General features: G+C 66.9%; 6 protein-coding genes and 2 pseudogenes. 4 read left to right on the forward strand and 4 right to left on the reverse strand.

Features of this window, described 5'->3' with window-relative positions; all coding sequences use genetic code 11:
* Nucleotides 1–31 precede the first annotated feature (31 nt).
* The 3 genes from K7B10_RS00005 to K7B10_RS00015 form a co-directional block, all read right to left on the reverse strand.
* Complete coding sequence (locus K7B10_RS00005; protein WP_229333890.1) at nt 32–172, reverse strand: transposase; 141 nt, start codon at nt 170–172, stop codon at nt 32–34.
* A gap of 925 nt (nt 173–1,097) precedes the next feature.
* Nucleotides 1,098–1,445 carry a hypothetical protein gene (locus tag K7B10_RS00010; RefSeq protein ID WP_229333891.1) on the reverse strand — a complete coding sequence of 116 codons (348 nt, stop codon included), beginning with the start codon at nt 1,443–1,445 and terminating at the stop codon, nt 1,098–1,100.
* Between the two features lie 1,633 nt (nt 1,446–3,078).
* Nucleotides 3,079–3,375 carry a hypothetical protein gene (locus tag K7B10_RS00015; protein ID WP_229333892.1) on the reverse strand — a complete coding sequence of 99 codons (297 nt, stop codon included), beginning with the start codon at nt 3,373–3,375 and terminating at the stop codon, nt 3,079–3,081.
* Between the two features lie 143 nt (nt 3,376–3,518).
* Here K7B10_RS00015 and K7B10_RS40615 point away from each other — a divergent pair, with 143 nt between their 5' ends.
* From K7B10_RS40615 to K7B10_RS00025, 3 genes are all read left to right on the forward strand, one after another.
* Nucleotides 3,519–3,650, forward strand: coding sequence for a hypothetical protein (locus tag K7B10_RS40615; protein WP_267501296.1), 132 nt, complete (start codon nt 3,519–3,521; stop codon nt 3,648–3,650).
* 421 nt (nt 3,651–4,071) lie between these two features.
* Nucleotides 4,072–14,595 carry a LamG-like jellyroll fold domain-containing protein gene (locus tag K7B10_RS00020; RefSeq protein ID WP_229333893.1) on the forward strand — a complete coding sequence of 3,508 codons (10,524 nt, stop codon included), beginning with the start codon at nt 4,072–4,074 and terminating at the stop codon, nt 14,593–14,595.
* 10 nt (nt 14,596–14,605) lie between these two features.
* Nucleotides 14,606–15,178 carry an SMI1/KNR4 family protein gene (locus tag K7B10_RS00025; protein WP_229333894.1) on the forward strand — a complete coding sequence of 191 codons (573 nt, stop codon included), beginning with the start codon at nt 14,606–14,608 and terminating at the stop codon, nt 15,176–15,178.
* A gap of 430 nt (nt 15,179–15,608) precedes the next feature.
* Here K7B10_RS00025 and K7B10_RS00030 read toward each other — a convergent pair.
* Nucleotides 15,609–16,426: pseudogene (locus K7B10_RS00030) on the reverse strand (IS5 family transposase).
* A 123-nt stretch (nt 16,427–16,549) separates the two neighbouring features.
* Here K7B10_RS00030 and K7B10_RS00035 point away from each other — a divergent pair.
* Nucleotides 16,550–17,529 (forward strand): annotated as a pseudogene (locus K7B10_RS00035) (IS5 family transposase).
* Nucleotides 17,530–17,577 lie beyond the last annotated feature (48 nt).

The raw sequence follows: 17,577 nt of genomic DNA on the forward strand, positions 1-17,577 counted from the left end.
GCCAGGGTCCGTACTCAGGCGGAACGTCCCGTCACGGAGCTCCCGTCCGTACCCGCCACCGGATTCCGTCTACCAGCCTCCGGCGCGACCTCGCGAGACGTCCCACGCCAGCAACCGGCAACAACGTCTCCAACACGGCCCACTGGTCATCAGACAGATCCCCACGCCCCATTCCAGCAGCCTGGCATCAAGCCGGATCACTTTCTGAAACACGGGTAGGCGGCGCCCCTGGGCCGGCTCTGCACAGCTCAGTCCCGCCACCGGGTGCCACGCCATCACCGGAGCGGCGCGTGACCCTGCTCGGCGCACCACGAGACCGAGAGGCCGTCGCACTCGCTCGGGGCGTATGCACGGCCTCTCCGTCGTGCATGCGGTAGGCCGGCAGCGGCCGGTGCGCTGTGCGAAGCGCTCGCCGATCCACGCCGCCGCGGTGCGCTCCTGCTCCTGTGCCAGTGGCCTATATGTCAGGCATTTTCCGGGTGTCCGGAATCGAGTTTTGACGCAGCCGACGATCGCGGCGTGCGCGAGCCGGTTGACACCGAGCTGTTCCAGCGCCTTCGCGCGGTCGCCGAGGTCCAGGTCCCGAGGCACGCTCAACCCCTCGGTCAGCGGGCCCCAGGCACGCTTCGCGTCCGTACTCGCGGGCGGCGCCGACGCCCACGCGTCGGTCCCGCCTAAGACCTCGGCCAGCTCACGCTTCGCCCTGCGCAGGGCGGTGCTCGCCCGGCGACCGCGCCAGCGCCGCCCGCACGAACAAGTCCGCCAATGCCCAGCAGCCCAGCAAGGGCACGGGCTCCCGGCCGGCGGCATCGCGCGTCCGTCGGATGAAGAGGCGTCCGGCCCCGCCGTGCGATGGAACCGGGCGCGGTCGGCGTATCCGGGTCAGCTTGTGGACGTTGCCGTGTCCGTTGGGGTGCAACACGACCTTGGTCCAACCTCCGCGATGATGCAGGAAAACTGCTCGGCAACCTCGACCTGCATAGCGGCCAGCGGCTCAGGCACCCAGGGGATAGTTACCCCGTCTGACCTGCAAAAACGAAGTCGCGTGAACTGGCAAGTTTCGCGCGAGCCGTGGTGCCTGAGCGCCCACGTTGGCCTTAGGGGGCATGCGGCGAAGGCTCGGAGCGCTGCTGAGACCCCCAGACGCATCCCTGCATCACCGCCGTAGTGACCTCGCCTTCGAAGCCTGTTGCCGCTGTCAGCCGGTCCGTACACCAACGAGAGACGTCGTCAGCCATGCCGGATGTCAGGTCTCCTTGCTCGGCCAGAGCGGCAGCGAAGTCGTAGCCGCGCTTGTATTGGACGTCAGCAACCGATCCGGCCTCGTACGGGTTCCCGTAGACGGTAGGCGGCGACGGCTCGGAGACACCACCCCGGCTGATGAGCAGGGCGATCACCAGCACAGCGGGCAGACCGACCAAGCCCGAGGCGAACAACAGACCCATTCTCCTGGACGTCCTTCTACCGACCGCGTACGACAGCAGCGCCAGCGCAATGACCAGAACGAACGCCAGGAACGGGATGAGCGCAGCACCACCTGCCACAGGTACGCCCCCCGTTCGCGTATCAGGCCACGTCGACCCGTGCGTTGGAAATCCAGCAGTTCGACGGTACGGAGACCTCACTCACATTCGCCGCCCACGGCCCGTAGAAAGTCGCCGTGTAGGGGTAGCGATCAGAGTTGCAGGTGGCGATTACTCGCATAGGCCCGTTCCCCTGACAGTCCGCATGGGCCCAGTGGTAGTTCCAGCTCGTGTTGCAGCTCCAGCTCGAAGCAGAGGCAGGCGTAGCGAATCCCAGAAGGACCGCGAACGTTGCACCAGCGGTAAGCGCCGCTCCAGCCTTGCGAAGCATTGAGTCCCCATTCCGTGATGGACAAGCCTCTCCGACACCTCGAAGAGAGTTCTCCATCATGATCACTCCTTCCAGGAACGTCAACTTCCTTTTAAATAAGCCGGGTTACTTCTCGGTCGGGCAGATCCAGTCAGGTACCCGGCGGGTGAGCCAGGTCCGCGATCGGGTTCGCGCCACTCCCCCACTTGCAGCAAGAACCAAGCTCACTCATTCAAAAAACAGGCAGTAGCCGCGTTGCCGTAGTCGGCTCACCAGGACACCGGGACCAAGCCGCAGCAGTCGTGCCGGGCGCAGGCGCGACCGTCGGCCAGGCCGGCTAACGACACCCCGTGACCCACCACCCGCCCGCCCGGCCTTCGGCGACGGCGCCCCGTGCCGGAGCCGGCCACTCCAGCGTCACCCGCAGACCACCCGACCCCGAACAGACCCGGCCAATCACCCACACCTCCCGAGCACCGCCAACAGCCCCGCACCGGGCGCGATCAGCCGGCACAGCGACGCACCCGCCTCCCCCGCCGCCGGTGCCGGTGCCGGTGCCGGTGCCCCGAGCATGTCGGCGTCCTCGTCGGTGGACCAACCCGACAACGAGTCCTCGCCGTCGGCTGCGCGTCAGCCAGAACCAGGTGCGGGTCATCGAGGCGGAACCGGCGCGCAGCTGGCCCGGTCCCGGCCAGTGTCAGGTAGGCGACCGTGGGGCCGGTGGGTACTTCAATCTTGTCGTGGGCCAAGAGCCTCGCTCCTGGAGACAGGCGGGTGTCCGTCGGCCATGTCCATAGACGGCGTGCGGACTGGAACCCGAACGCGAGCACGTCCAGGGCCTGGATCCAATCGACCTCGGCGGCAGCGATACGGGCGCGGATCGCATCCGCGCTGTCCGGGTCGGCCGCGAGACTGCCCGTCCGGTTTGGGGCAAGGGTGGGTGGGTAGCGGCAGGCTCGGAGTCGGGCCGAGCCCGCCGGGCGGTGTAGAGGCGGTAGCCGGCCTCCACGGGTACAGCACGAGGCAGCATCGCGCGCAGCACGGTATGGACGGGCAGGGGCGGCTGCTCACCGGGTGGTCTGCGTGCAGACCGCAGGCGCTGCTCTTGCCTGGCCGAGGGTGACCGGTCGGCATTCTCGATGCGGTCACATGCCGGGGGACACGCCCAGATCGGCTCGGGCCTGTCCGTGGTAGGGCTTCGGCATCAACGGGCGATGGCGACCCGTGAGATCGATGATCCAGCGCTCACCGCCGCCGCGTTCGCGGGAGTTGAGCCATCCGGTCACCGCTAGCGGGGCACCCAGGGAACGGACCAGGCCGGCTCGCCGCAGCAGACCGCTGATCAGCCAGGCCCACGTCGGGGCGCCCCTGCGGCCCGGCCGCCAGTGCTTTGACCAGGTCGAGGGCCTGGGTCGCCTCGGCGTCGCGCCGCTCGACTACGTCGGGCTCGAAACGGATCAGCAGGCGGTCGAAGCGCGGGTCGACGTATTCGATGCCCCACGGGTGGAGCGTGGTGATCTGCCGCCAGGCCAGAGCGGCCATCACCCGCGCTTCCAGCCTGAGCTGGTCGGCATCCGGCTCCGGGATGGTAGGGAGTCGGGTACGGCAGCTTCGACCCGCGCGAGCGCGGTCTTCCAAGGTAGCCCGGTGTACAAGCGCAGCAGCTCGGCACGGGCGGGCCCACCGTGAATGCCTGGGAGGCGAAGCTGGCCGCGTACGGGACGCAGTACATGTCCATGGGCGCGGCCGACATCCAACGCCGCATGGCCGGGGAACTCCTCGTCATCCAGCAACAGCTCGACCGGCCCCGCCTATGATCGGCCGTCGCACGGCTCATGACGCTCTACGCCAAGACGATCCCCCGGCTCCGACGGGGCAGCCGCAGTCGCGGCGTCCCATCAGTGGGTGCTCTCGCCATCCGGCATCTGTCCGAACTCCTCGGCGGTCAGCCAGGTCTATGGGCTCACGAACAACGTACCGGCTTGGTGGGAGCAAGTGGTACAGGCGGTCCGGCGCCTTAAGAGGCGGGCAACGCCACGCCTTCAGAGGTCCAGAAGTTCCCGCTGCCGACGTGAGGTTTCCCACCGTCAGTAGCGTGCAACTATCCCATTTACGCACAATATTTCTATATTGCGTGTGCACTTTGATGCGGTTTGTCCCTTCGCGTGAAGGTGCGCCATTCGGACGAATCTTGTGAGTTTCCTGTGTGCACAGATAGGACGTCCCTACTGATCGTCTATGTGGGGGATATCCGTGCGCACAGCGCGACCACTAGTATTTCTAGTGGCATTTGTCGTGGCCGTTCTGGCAGGTACAGAGCAGGCCGCCCTCGCGGTGAACCAGTGGGTCATCGCGAAGACCGGCGTCGGAGCCGGAGAAAAGCCCAAGCAAGGTTGGGGATCGGCGCGCGGGAGGGGCCACAGTGCCTCCGGTGACGCCACTGATGCCGCGGCCGGTGGCGGTCGTTCCGGTGCTTTGAAGGCACCGGGCGAGCTGTCCGCCGATGTCGCCGCGTCGCCGCTGCGACTTGGTGGTGCGGCCGAGCAGGTGAAGGTTCCCTTCTCGGAGGTGGCCGCGCCGCCGGCAGCGAAGCCGGAGGGCTTCGACGCCAAGTCGAGCGCCGAGGTGGTGGACAAGCGCACCGAGCGCGGCCGGACCTTCCTGAACAAGGACGGGACGTACACCACCCGCTTCTACAACGAGCCGGTCAATTTCCGTGGGCGTGACGGGAAGTGGAAGGCCATCAACAGCAGCCTGGCTTCCGGCGCTAAGGACGCCAATGGTTCTGTCTGGCAGCCGCGGTCGGTCGAGAAGCAGGCTGGCTTCGCCGAGTTTGCAGACGCCCGCACTCTGGTGAACCTCGGAGTCGATGACGGCACGTCGATCGGCTACGGGATCGAAGGCGCGGCTCACTCCCCGGGCAAAGTGGATGGCAGCGCCATCACGTATCCGGAGGTCCGTCCTTCCGCCGATGTGGAGCTCATCTCCGGGGGCGACTCCGTCAAGGAGAACATGGTCCTCAGGAGTGCTGCTGCACCGACCCGGTGGCGGTTCCCACTGGTCCTGCAGGGCGTAACGGCCAAGCTGGACACCAACGGCGGTGTCTCGTTCACCGACGCAGGCGGCCGCCAGAAGGCTTGGATGCCGCCGGGCTGGATGGAGGACTCCGCCAAGCCGGCGAACTCCAACCAGGGAGCGGTTTCCTCGGGCGTCTCCTACGCGCTGGAGGGTGCCCCGGGCCGCCAAGTGCTCGTCGTGACGCTCGACGGGGCCTGGCTCTCGGCGCCGGACCGGGTGTTCCCGGTGAAGGTCGACCCCTCGGTCACCCGTGGTGGTGCGACGTCGGGCACCTATGTGCAGTCGCCGTACAACCAGAACTTCTCCAGTGACACCGTTCTCAAGGTCGGAACGTCCAACGGCGGCACCAACAAGGCCGCCTCGTTCCTGCGCTTCGACGGAATCAACGGCTCGCTGAATAACGCATGGATCCTGGACGCCCGGCTCCAGCTGTTCAACACCTGGTCGTACTCGTGCACGGCCCGGCCTGTGACGGTCCACCCCATCACCTCGAACTGGGCCGAGGGCACGACTTCATCGTGGCCCGGGCCCGCCACGGGTGATGCCCTTGGCTCGAAGAGCTTCGCGCACGGCTGGCGTCCCGAAGGGCAGACCGGCTATCCCTGTGGCGGTCCGGCCTGGGAGGCGATCGACCTCGGCGGCTCCGGTCGGCAGCTGATCGACGACTGGACCCACGGACGCAAGCCGAACTACGGCCTGGCCGTCAAGGCCTCCACCACCGACTCCACGGCGTGGAAGCAGTTCGGGTCGGACGACTACCCGAATGGCAATCCCAGCCTCGACGTCACATGGAGCAAGTACGGCGCCGCCTACAAGCTGGGCGAATTCGTCCAGCCCATGACGGCCACGACGGAGGGGACCTTCAAGGTCACCGTCACCAACCAGGGCCAGCAGACCTGGGGCAAGAACAGCAACTACAAGCTCCGCTACCTGCTCTACGACGCCGCCGGCAACCCGATCGGCGGTGCGGACAAGGTCCGCTGGACGCCCATGCCCCAGGATGTGGCACCGGGGCAGACGATCACGCTCGACGCGAAGATAGCTCCGCTGTCGCCGGCCACGTACACGCTCGTGTGGACCATGGACGACTACGGCACGGCCACTTTCGTCGATGACGGTATACCCGGCGCAGGTCTTCGGGTCGAGGCGGTCAACATCCCGCCGCAGCTTACCGGTGCCGCGCCCGCCAGTGGCAGCATCCCGGACACGCTGACTCCGACGCTCTGGGTGTCGGCTACGGACCGCGACCACTACCCGAGCCCGCTCGCGTACCAGTTCGAGATCTGCGAGGTGGAAGGGAAGGACACCCGGAAGAACTGCCGGACCAGTCCCTCGTCCGCTTCACAGAGCTGGACTGTCCCGTCCGGCTGGCTGAACTGGGGCAAGGCGTACGCCTGGTATGGCTATGCAAGTGACGGTCAGGCGCAGTCTGCCCGGACCGCCCCTTCCATCCTGACCATGGAAGTACCTCAGCCCGTCATCACCTCCCATTTGAGCAGTGCGACGCCCGGGCGTCGCTTCGACGAGAGGTCCGGCAACTACGCCACCTCCGCCACTGATGCGGCGGTGCCCTCTGTGGGGCCTGCCCTGGCAGTGACTCGTACCTACAACTCGCAGGACCCACGCACCAGCAGCGTGTTCGGGGCCGGATGGGCCACCCGGTGGGACATGCGCGCCCTCTCCGAGCCCGACGGCAGCATGCTGATCACGCTGGAGAACGGCAGCCAGGTCCGCTTCGGCAAGAACAGCGACGGCACCTACAGTGCGCCGTCCGGCTCCATGGGGGTGCTGGCTTCCGTCTCCGGTGGGGGCTGGACCCTGCGCGACGCCACGGCTGCCTTGTACACCTTCGACGCGAGCGGCCTTTTGATCAAGGTCACTGATGGCCAAGGGCGCGAGCAGCAGCTCACCTACACGGGCGGCAAGCTGTCCAAGGCCACCGACTCCATCTCCAAGCGGGCGCTGTCCTTCGCGTGGAGCGGTTCGCACGTCGCAACGGTGTCCACCGATGCGGTGGGCCCTGGCGCTCCCGCGCTGACCTGGTCGTACAGCTACACGGGTGATCTGCTCGCCAAGGTCTGCCCGCCGTCGTCGACGACCGAGTGCACCTCATACGAGTACACAGGCGGCTCGCAGTACCGCAGCATGGTCCAGGACGCCGGCCCGTCCGGTTACTGGCGGCTGGGCGAGGCCGACGGCGACAACGCGCTCAGCGAGGCGGTCTCGCGCATCGGCATGAACGCCGGGCACTACCGAGATGTGACGCTCGGTGAGACCGGTCCGCTGGCGGGCACAGGCAACAAGGCTGTGTCGTTCAACGGCACGAACTCCTACCTGGAGCTGCCCGGCTCGACCCTGGCCGCCTCCACCGTGCTCTCGGTCGAGCTGTGGTTCAAGACCGACAAGCCTGGTGGTGTTCTCGTCGGCTTCCAGGACAGCCCGCTGGGGCCGGTCAACCCGGCGCACTTCAACCCGGTCCTGGCAGTAGACGCGGCGGGCAAGCTCCGCGGCGCCTTCGAGGTCTCGGACGGCTACGTAACCCCGCTGGTCTCGCCGGCCCCGGTCACCGACAACGCCTGGCACCACGCCGTGCTCACCAGCACCGGCACCAGCCAGGCGCTGTACCTCGACGGACAGTCCCTGGGCAGCCGCACGGGTCCTGTGACCCACTCCGTCAAGACCTTCACTTACCTCGGTGCTGGCTTCACCGCCGACGGCTGGGACGGCGGAGGCTACACCGGAACCCGTTACTACAAGGGCCTCATGGACGAGGTCGCCGTCTACCAGCGCGCCCTCGACTCCGGCTCGGTGCGCGCGCACTACGCCGCCCGCGGCGGAGCTGCGAAGCTCTCGAAGGTGACCCTGCCCTCGGGCCGGGTCAGCGCTTCAGCCGAGTACGACGGCGACAGCGAACGCGCCACCAAGGTCACCGACGAGAACGGCGGTGCCTGGCAGATCTCCGCACCCCGCTACTCATCCGGATCCCAGGCCTACGCCGACGCCGTACGCGCGGCGGCTCCGGTCAACTACTGGCGTCTGGGCGATGGCAGCGGCGCTGCGGCGGCAGACGAGATATCCACCGGCGGAAACGGCTCCTACCGCGATGGGGTGGCCCTCGGCGGTGTCGGCGCCTTCCTCGACGGGGACGACGGCGCGGTCACCCTCGACGGCGCCAAGGGTGCGATAGCCGTACCTGCGGAGTCGGTGAGCAACGCCACCTCGCTCTCAGTCGAGCTGTGGTTCAGGACGGACAAGCCCACAGGAGTACTCCTGGGGCTCCAGGACGTGGAGGTAACCAACACCTCACCTTCCATGTTCAACCCGAGCCTGCTCATCGACGGCGACGGCAAGCTGCGCGGTCACCTGTGGGACGGCCCCGGCAGCTGGCCGGTGATGGGCGGCACCAAGGTCACCGACAACAAGTGGCACCACGTCGTGATCACCGGTGGCCCGACCGGTCAGTCGTTGTACCTCGACGGCGCGAAGGTCGGCTCCAAGGCCGGCGTGGTCAAGCCGGAGACCTTCGCCTACGCCTACCTCGGTGGCGGGTACTCCAACGAGGGATGGGACGGTCAGGCCGGCGGCGTCCGCTACTTCAACGGTCAGCTCGACGAGGCTGCCTTCTACACGAAGGAGCTCGACGCCCAGACGGTCGCCGAGCACTTCAAGGCCCGAAACCGGCTGACTGCCGGAACCGGTGACCAGTACCAGGGCACGGTGATGGCCGACGCGCCCGCCGGATACTGGCGGCTGGACGAGGCCAGCGGCACCCAGATGACCGGCAAGATCGCCGCGAGCGGGGTGAACGGCACTTACACCAGGGCTACCCTCGGCGCACCCGGGGCCTTCGGCTTCGGTGATGCCACATCGGCGCGGTTTGAGGGGAACGGCTACGCCAAACTCCCCGGCCTGGGCGTGACCACGACGGACCAGTCCGTCGAGCTGTGGTTCAAGACGACCAAGCCGGGTGTGCTCTACAGCGACCAGGAACTGGTGATGCCCGACCCGGGCGTCAGCACCTACACCCCGGTCCTCTACGTAGGCACCGACGGCAAGCTCCACGGCCAGTACTACACCGCCAACACCGCCGCCACCAACGTGTCGGCGACCACGGTGACCGATGACGAATGGCACCACGCCGTCATCACGGCCCAAGGCGGCACGCAGACCCTCTACCTCGACGGCGCGCAGGTCGCACAGGTCCTGAACAAGCCGATCAGCCTCCAGGCGAATAAGCACACCTATATCGGTGCTGGCTTCGCCAACGGCTGGCCCGCCTCCCCCGGCGCCGTCAGCTACTTCACCGGGCAGATCGACGAGGTCGCCGTCTACCGGCGGCCTCTGACCGCCACCCAGGTCAGCGCCCATTACGGGGCCCGGGCTCAGGCGAGCAGTTCCTCGATCTCCTCGACGATCACGGTCACCGACCCGACGGGCGCCAAGACGTCCAGCATCTTCGATGCGGTTCGCGGTCAGCGCCGCACCGCCACGACGGACGCGGACGGCGGTGTCACCACCTTCTCGTACGACACCGGCGGCTTCCTGCACACCGTCACCGACGCGAATGGACACGCCACCACCACCGGCCACGACGAACGCGGAAACACCGTTTCCACGACCACGTGCCGGGACGCCAACTCCTGTTGGACCTCGTTCGCCGACTACTACTACAACGCAGCGGACCCCTTGGACCCGCGCAACGGCAGGCAGGTCGCAAACCGCGACGCGCGATCGGTAGATGCGGCCGACACCCGGTACCGCACGACCACGTCCTACACGGCCATGGGCCTGCCCGACACGATCACGCTTCCGGACGGCCGAACCACCACGACCACGTACACCACGGGTTCCGAGCCCGCGGTCGGCGGCGGCCTCACTCCGCCGGGACTGGTCGCCACGACCAAAACCACCGGCGGCCTGACGGTCTCCTACGCCTACTTCGCTAGCGGTGACCGGGCCAAGTCGACCACGCCGTCCGGGCTGGTCACCACGTACGCGTACGACGGCATCGGCCGAAAGCTGACCGAGACCCAGGTCTCCGACGCCACTCCCGACGGTGCGACGACCACCTACGCCTACAACGCCATGTCCAGGGTCTCCTCGGAGACCGGTCCGGGTGTGAAGAACGAGATCACCGGGGTCACTCACACGGCGAAGATCTCCCGCAACTACGACGCGGACGGGCAGCTGCTCACCGAGTCCACGGAGGACACCACCGGCGGCGACGCCACCCGGACCAGCACCTACCACTACGACGCCCTGGGCCTGAACGACCGCGTCACGGACCCGCTCGGCAACGAGACGGCATTCGGCCATGATGCGCTGGGCCGCGTGATCCGCGAAACGGATCCCGAGGGCAACGTCGTCACGCACGCGTTCACCAAGCGCGGACAGCTGGCCGAGTCGGTCCTGAAGGACTGGAGGGGCGATCCGTCCGGCCAGACCCGCGACCTTGTCCTGGTCTCCCACGCCTACGACCCTGCCGGCCGACTGGCCACTACAACCGACGCCATGGGCGCCACGACCGCCTTCACCTACTTCGACGACGGCCTCACGGCCACGACGACCGCGAAGCAGGTCACCCAGGCGAACGGCTCCAAGAAGGACATCGTCCTGGAGTCGAACTCCTATGACGGGGCGGGCAACCTCGCCACGCATACGGAGAGCGGCAACCGCACCACCGTCAACACCGTCGACGCCACCGGACGCGTGACGCGCTCGGTGTTCGACCCCGCTGGACTCAACCGTGTCACCACCGCCGCGTACGACTCCGAGGACCGCCTCACCGAACAGACGCAGTCGATCGACGGCTCCGGCAAGAAGCTCACCTCGACGACCGAGTACGACACGGTGGGCAACCCGAAGAAGGTGACCGTCACCGACGGCACAGGTACACGGGTCACCTCCGGCACCTTCGACCAGCGGGGCCTTGCCATCACGCAGGTCACTGCTCGGGGCAATGTCTCCACCAACCGCTACGACGCACTCGGCCGTCTGGTGGAGACGACACAGCCTCAGGTGCAGGCGGAGGAGAACGGAGGAACGGCCACCGCCGTCACGCCCAGGGCTCTCACCGGCTACAACACCTTCGGCGAGGCCACCGAAACCCGCGACGCACGCGGCCTGGTGACCCGGATGGAAATCGACAAGCTGGGCCGCCCCACCGCGATCACGCTGCCGGACTACACGCCGCCAGGCGCCACAGCGGCGATCACGGCAGTAAGCCGCACGACGTACAACCAGCTCGGCAAGCCGGCATCCACCACCGACCCCCTGGGCCGCACCCGCTACTACCAGTACGACCAACTGGGCAATCTGGCACGCTCCACCGACCCGGCGGTCGGCGGCGCGCAGAGCCTGCAAGCCCCCGGCAGCAACTCCATCAGCGGCACCTCAACCGATCTGAACGGCGGCGGGGTGGCCACCTACACCTGGACGGCGACCGGCCTGCCGCTCTCCGCTACCGACCCGACCGGAGCACGCCTCGAATCCACCTACGACGAACTGGGGCGCAAGCTCACGGCCACCGACGTTGAGCGCAAGCCCACCCTCCAAAACCTCGTCTCCCGCTACACCTGGGACGACGCCGACAACCAGACCGAATCCACCACGCCCAGCGGCCGCCGCACCACAGCTACGTACAACGCGGCCGGCGAGGCATTGACGGTCACCGATCCGCTCGGTGGCACCACCCGATCCGCCTACGACGGACTCGGCCGCCTGAGCGAGTCCCAGGACGCCACCGGCCGCAAGACGGCCACCGTCTACGACGTCACGGGCAACCCCGCCTCGGTGTCCGACTACGGGACCGGAGCGACGGTCCTGCGCTCGGTGTCGACGGAATACGACAACGACGGCAACCCCACCGCCTCGGTCTCGGCCACCGGCGCCCGACGCACCTACGCATACGACGCCCTCGGCCGCCTGACCACGCAGACGGAACCGGTCACTGGCACGGACTCCATCACGACAACCTTCGGATACGACGCGGCGGGCCATCGCACGCGCCTTACCGACGGCCGCGGAAAGGCCACCTACTACACCTTCAACGCATGGGGCCTGCCGGAATCGACCATCGAGCCCAGCAGCACCGAACACCCGGCACTCTCCAGCCGCACCTGGACCAACGTCTATGACGCGGCAGGGCAGATCGTCACCGAGCTGCTCCCCGGCAGCGTCAAACGCCAAAAGACGTACGACGGCCTGGGGCGGCTGATTGGTGAAACCGGATCCGGCACCGCTGCGGCCACCCGTCCCCGCTCGCTCTCCTACGACCTGGCCGGTCGTCTGACCGGAGCCGGCGCCGACGGAGTACTCGCGGGCAACACCTACTCCTACAACGACCGCGGCCAGCTGCTGAAGGCTGAAGGCCCCTCCGGCAACTCCGCCTACGCGTACGACGCGGACGGTCAGATGACCTCCCGCACAGACCCCGCCGGCACAACGGTCTTCACCTACGACCAGGCGGGCCGCCTCGACACCGCCACGGATCCGCTCACCGGCACGGAGACCTGGACAGACTTCGACGCCGCCGGTCGCATCACCCTTGAGCAGTACGCCCGCAAGAACGGATCTGTCTACCAGATCGCCGCAAAGCGCACCCACGCCTACGACAGCCTCGGCCGACTCGCCGAGGACAGCGTTCAGCAGAGCGGCACCGGCACGGCGGTCCAGGGCTCGGCCTACGGGTACGACCTCGACAACCGCCTCGTGAGGAAGACCACCACCGGCACTGCCGGCGCGGGCACCGAAACCTACGCCTACGATCTCGCGGGTCGCATGACCTCAGAGACCAGTGGAGCAACCACCACGGCCTTCGAGTGGGACAAGGCCGGCAACCTGACCAAGAAGGGCGACCTCACCGCAACCTACGACGCCCGCAACCGCGTCCAGACTTGGGGCACCCAGACCTTCGACTACTCCGCCCGAGGCTCCGTCCAGTCGATCACCGACGGCGGCACTACCCGGACCGTCAAGACCGACGCCTTCGAGCGCACGGTCACCAACGGCACAAGCACCTTCACCTACGACTCACTCGACCGTGTCCTGACAAGCGGCGGAACAGGTTTCAACTACGACGGCGGCTCCAACAACCTCGTCAAGGACGGCACGTCCCTCTACAGCCGCAACCCCAGCGGCACCCTGCTGGCCAGCGCGACAACTGGAACGCCGGACTCTGCTCGACTCGCGGTCACTGATCAGCACAGCGACGTGGTGGCCGGCCTCTCCGCTGACGGCACAGCAGTCACCTCGTCCCGCGCCTACGACGCATTCGGCAACGTGACCGCGTCGGCGGGCACCAACCCTTCTCTCGGATACCAGTCAGGCTGGACGGACAGCTCTACCGGCGAGGTCAACATGGCCTCGCGCTGGTACCAGCCCGGCACCAGCGGTTTCACCAGCCGCGATACGGCACAGCTGGACCCGACACAGTCGGGCCAGCGAGCCAACCGCTACTCGTACGGCTTCGGGTCGCCTCTCAACGGAACCGACCCCACCGGGCATTGGTGGCTGGATTGCGGCTCGATGTGGTCGCCCTTCAAGCTGAACCCCTGGTGCGTGGGATTCAGCGCGTGGTACTCGGGCGCTGACAGCATTCGCGCCCAGGGAGACACATGCACCGTCCTCCAATGCAGCATGACCAGCATCCTCGCGCAGGTGCGGGCCCAAGCAGAGTTCGCCCGGGAAGCCGCCGACAGGCCTGCCCCCGCCTACAGGGGAGGTGGCAGTAGTTACTCTGAGCGACACTACGCTCCCTACGCCCCTCGCGGCCACGGTGGCGGCGGTGGCGGTGGCAATGGCGGCGGTGGCGGTGGCGGTGGCGGTGGCGGCAAGAAGGTGCCGCCGCGACCGACGAAGCCGCCCAAGCCGCTGATCGACACCAACCCGTACAACGGCCACAACCCACTCATCGCGCCGGACCTGCCGAACCCCATAGCTGTCGTTACGTCGATCGTAGGCACGGCTGCAACCGCCGCCGCCGGCGCAGCGGCTGCCACCGTCACTGCACAGGCACTGTTGGACACGTTGGCGATCGCCATCTTCGCGCCGGTCGTCGCCGGAGCCTCGGACCCCCGGCTCGACAAGAATCCGGGCGGCGACAACAAGTGGCGTAACCGAACAGACGGGAAATGCGACGATGGCCCGGGCAGAAGCGACAATGGCCATCAGGTCTACCTGCCGCGCGAGCGCTACTACGACACTTTTTCCCATCGGGAGGAATGCCGCGCAACTGGTGTCTATGGAATCCTGGACATGAAGGACCTCACAACCAAAGCGCATCCAGGACCTGGAAGTTCTACGGGCACAAGCCTCCGCCCTCCCGGCTATGATGAAATCAACAGTCAGCCCGGCCAGCGTGCGAACAACGGCCATCTGGTCCCCAACCTTGGCGGAGGAACCGGTACCGACCTCCGAAACCTCGTGGCCCAGTACCGATGGGTAAACTCTCCTTACATTCGCGACACGATTGAATTGGACATTCGCACCAGCCTCGAAAAGGGCGAGCGGGTCACAAACTCCATCGTTCCCCACTACGACAATGCCGGCTCAGGAATCCCCACGAGGATCGAATACAACTATTCGACCGTAGGAAGCGGGGAATGGAAGCAGTGCTTCGTACACAACACACCAAGCAAGACTGCGACAACAACAGGTACACCAAACTGCCCACAGAAGAAGTAGACGGAAAGCCATGACGGATCGATACGTGCAGGCGACAATGGATGTCCTCGGCGCGGCCAGGGATGTCTTCTCCGGGCATGACACTTGGCGCCCTCTTGAGGAAGCCATCGATGCACAACTGCCGGACGACTACAAAGCCTTGATCGACGCATACGGACCAGTCCAGGTAAATGGGCACCTCTACCTCGAACATCCCGCCAACCCCTTCTACCCTCTCAGAACGTGGATCTCTGAGACCATCGAGGACTTCCGTGACGTGGATTGGGGGGAGGAGGATTCTCCGCAATTTGGCGGGAAAGCCGGACTCATTCCAATCGCCAGCACAGACAGGGGTGAATACGCGTTCCTGGCTCCGGGCAACGATGGCGGCCAATCGCGTATCTTCTCCTGCGGCCGGGACGAGCCAGACCTGTACGAACACCGGATGACCTTTGCAGAATGGCTGTATAGGTATTTGGCAGGAGAGGAGATGTTCAGCCCCGGACACCGCGACTTCTACCCCGGGCCGGTACGCCTGGAGAGTCTGCCCACTGCCGCAGGCGACCGCAGCTCGAAATGGTACGGACAGGAGAGAAGCACCTAAGAGTCACTTCACAAATTGAATAAACAAGGGCCGTGCTCGATAATCCCGAGCACGGCCCCTCCAATTCAGTCGTCAGAGGCGCCATCGGCATTGCGTGACCGCTGACAGTCCCGGAGGCCCACGGTGGCTGGGGCCGGCATTCCTGGCAACGTCAGGCGCTGCGCCGAGAGCGGTGCGGGCCAGGTATGCCAGGAGCCGGGCCCCAAAGGGGCGCCGGCTCCGATGGCACGCTCGTGCGCCAGCACGATCGTGCGGATTTGCCCCTGAGGGTGCCGCGGTTGGAACCGGTAGCAGATCAGGGTCAGCCGCCAAGGGGGGCCCTGGCGTCGCGTTGATGGTCGCAGTCGGGCGCAGGGTAGGGCAAGGACCTGCGGGACGCGTACGAGCCAATCCCCCTCCGCCTGATCGCCCGTATCCCTAAGAGCGTGTCTCACGTGGTGATCTTTGCGAGCCTCTTGTAGCAGGTCAGGGCTGCGGCGAGGCCGAGGAAGGCAAGGAAGTGACTGCCCTTTCGTTCGTACCGGATGGTGAGGCGGCGGTAGCCGAAGAGCCAGGAGATCGACCGCTCGATCTTCCAGCGGTGCCGACCGAGCCGCTCGCCGGACTCGATACCGGGACGGGCGATCCGCGCGAGGAGGTTCCGGCTGCGGAGCTAGCGGAGGTGCTCTGCGGAGTAGTACGCCTTGTCCGCGCGGACCTTCACCGGCTTCCTCCGGCGCGGTCCGCGCCGGGAGCGGACGGCGGGGATGCCGAGAATCAACGGCTTCAACGCCTGGCTGTCGTGCAGGTTGGCGCCCGACACCGCGACGGCCAGCGCCAGGCCCTGAGCCTCGGACAGCACGTGTAATTTGCTGCCCTTCTTACCGCGATCGACCGGATTCGGCCCGGTCAGCGAGCCCCCCTTTTCGCCCGCACCGAAGCGGCATCGACGATCGCGGACGTCCAGTCCAGCTCGCCCCTGGCGCCAAGCTCGTCCAGCACCGCCCGGCGCAGCCTGCGCCACAGCCCGGCCTCGGTCCACGCGGTGAACCGACGGTGCGCAGTGGCCGGCGAGACACCGAGCGACTCCGGCAGATACCGCCATGCGCACCCGCTCGTCAGCACGTACACCACGGCCGTGAATACCGCCCGCTCGTCCACCGGGGCAGTACCCCCGCCCTGCGGACGGGACGTGAACCTCGGCATCAACGGAGCTGCCAGCCCCCACAGTTCGTCCGGCACCAGACGACGCGACAGATCAACCCTCACGGTGCAGCATCATGCCGCACCACCGAAGCACCACGTGAGACACGCTCTAGAGCCTGTGTGATGTCGTGATCAGTTTCTGGGTTCTGTCTCTTTGCGGGGTGGAACCCGGTAGGACTGATGGTCGTGACGCGCAGGCAACTCACCAATGCTCAGTGGAAGTTCATCGAGCCGTACCTGCCGATCGGTAGGTACGGGCCGTACCCGGAGCGGTTGCGGGAGCAGTTCGAGGGTGTGATCTGGCGGTTCCGCTCCAGTGCTCAGTGGCGGGAGATGCCTGCCGAGTTCGGCCCCTGGGCCACCGTCTACGGACGCTTCCGCGTCTGGCGCGATGCCGGCGTCTTCACCGCCCTGCTCGAAGGCCTGATCGCCGAGGCGGCCCTCGCGGGAAGAACAGACTTGTCACTGGTCAGCGTGGACTCCACAACAGTCCGCGCCCACCATGATGCCGCAGGGATGCGCGTCAGCAAGCACCTCATGGAAGCCCTGGAAGAAGCCGCGCAGGAGCAGGAAGCGGCCCGACAAAAAGGGGCGGACCGGAGGAACAGAACGGACAGGCCGAGCGCCGACGCATCCGGCGCAGACACAGGCTCCGGCTGAAGGAAGCCCTGCTCGGCAGGTCCCGTGGCGGACTGACCAGCAAGATTCATCTCGCCGCGGACCGCAGGTGCCGTCCGCTCGCGCTGGTCCTGACCGCCGGGCAGGCCGGGGACAGCCCGCAGTTCATCCCCGTGCTCGCGAGGGTGAGAGTCCGCCTGCCTGTCGGGCGTCCCCGCACCAGGCCCGGCGCGGTCGCCGCGGACAAGGCCTACTCGTCACGCGGCAACCGCTCCTACCTGCGTAGACGCGGCATCAAGGCAGTCATCCCCGAGAAGAAGGACCAGGCCGCCAACCGGAAGAAGAAGGGCGCAAGAGGTGGCCGGCCCGTCAGTCACGACGCCGATCTCTACAAGGAACGGAACACCGTCGAGCGGCTGATCAACAAGCTGAAGGCCTGGCGCGGCATCGCCACACGCTACGACAAGACCCCGGACAGCTACCTCGCCGGCCTCCACCTCCGCGCCGCCATGATCTGGATCGACGACCTCCTGAAAGACGCCGACTGATCACAACATCACACAGGCCCTAACCCATCGACATGCCTGGGCAGCTTC

It is taken from the genome of Streptomyces flavotricini, from assembly GCF_020639365.1.
Lineage (GTDB): Bacteria > Actinomycetota > Actinomycetes > Streptomycetales > Streptomycetaceae > Streptomyces > Streptomyces flavotricini.

Coding starts and splice junctions, on each gene's coding strand:
- K7B10_RS00005 (WP_229333890.1), bottom strand. CDS start 172: ATGGGGCGTGGGGATCTGTCTGATGACCAGTGGGCCGTGTTGGAGACG.
- K7B10_RS00010 (WP_229333891.1), bottom strand. CDS start 1,445: ATGGGTCTGTTGTTCGCCTCGGGCTTGGTCGGTCTGCCCGCTGTGCTG.
- K7B10_RS00015 (WP_229333892.1), bottom strand. CDS start 3,375: ATGGCCGCTCTGGCCTGGCGGCAGATCACCACGCTCCACCCGTGGGGC.
- K7B10_RS00020 (WP_229333893.1), top strand. CDS start 4,072: ATGTGGGGGATATCCGTGCGCACAGCGCGACCACTAGTATTTCTAGTG.
- K7B10_RS00025 (WP_229333894.1), top strand. CDS start 14,606: ATGACGGATCGATACGTGCAGGCGACAATGGATGTCCTCGGCGCGGCC.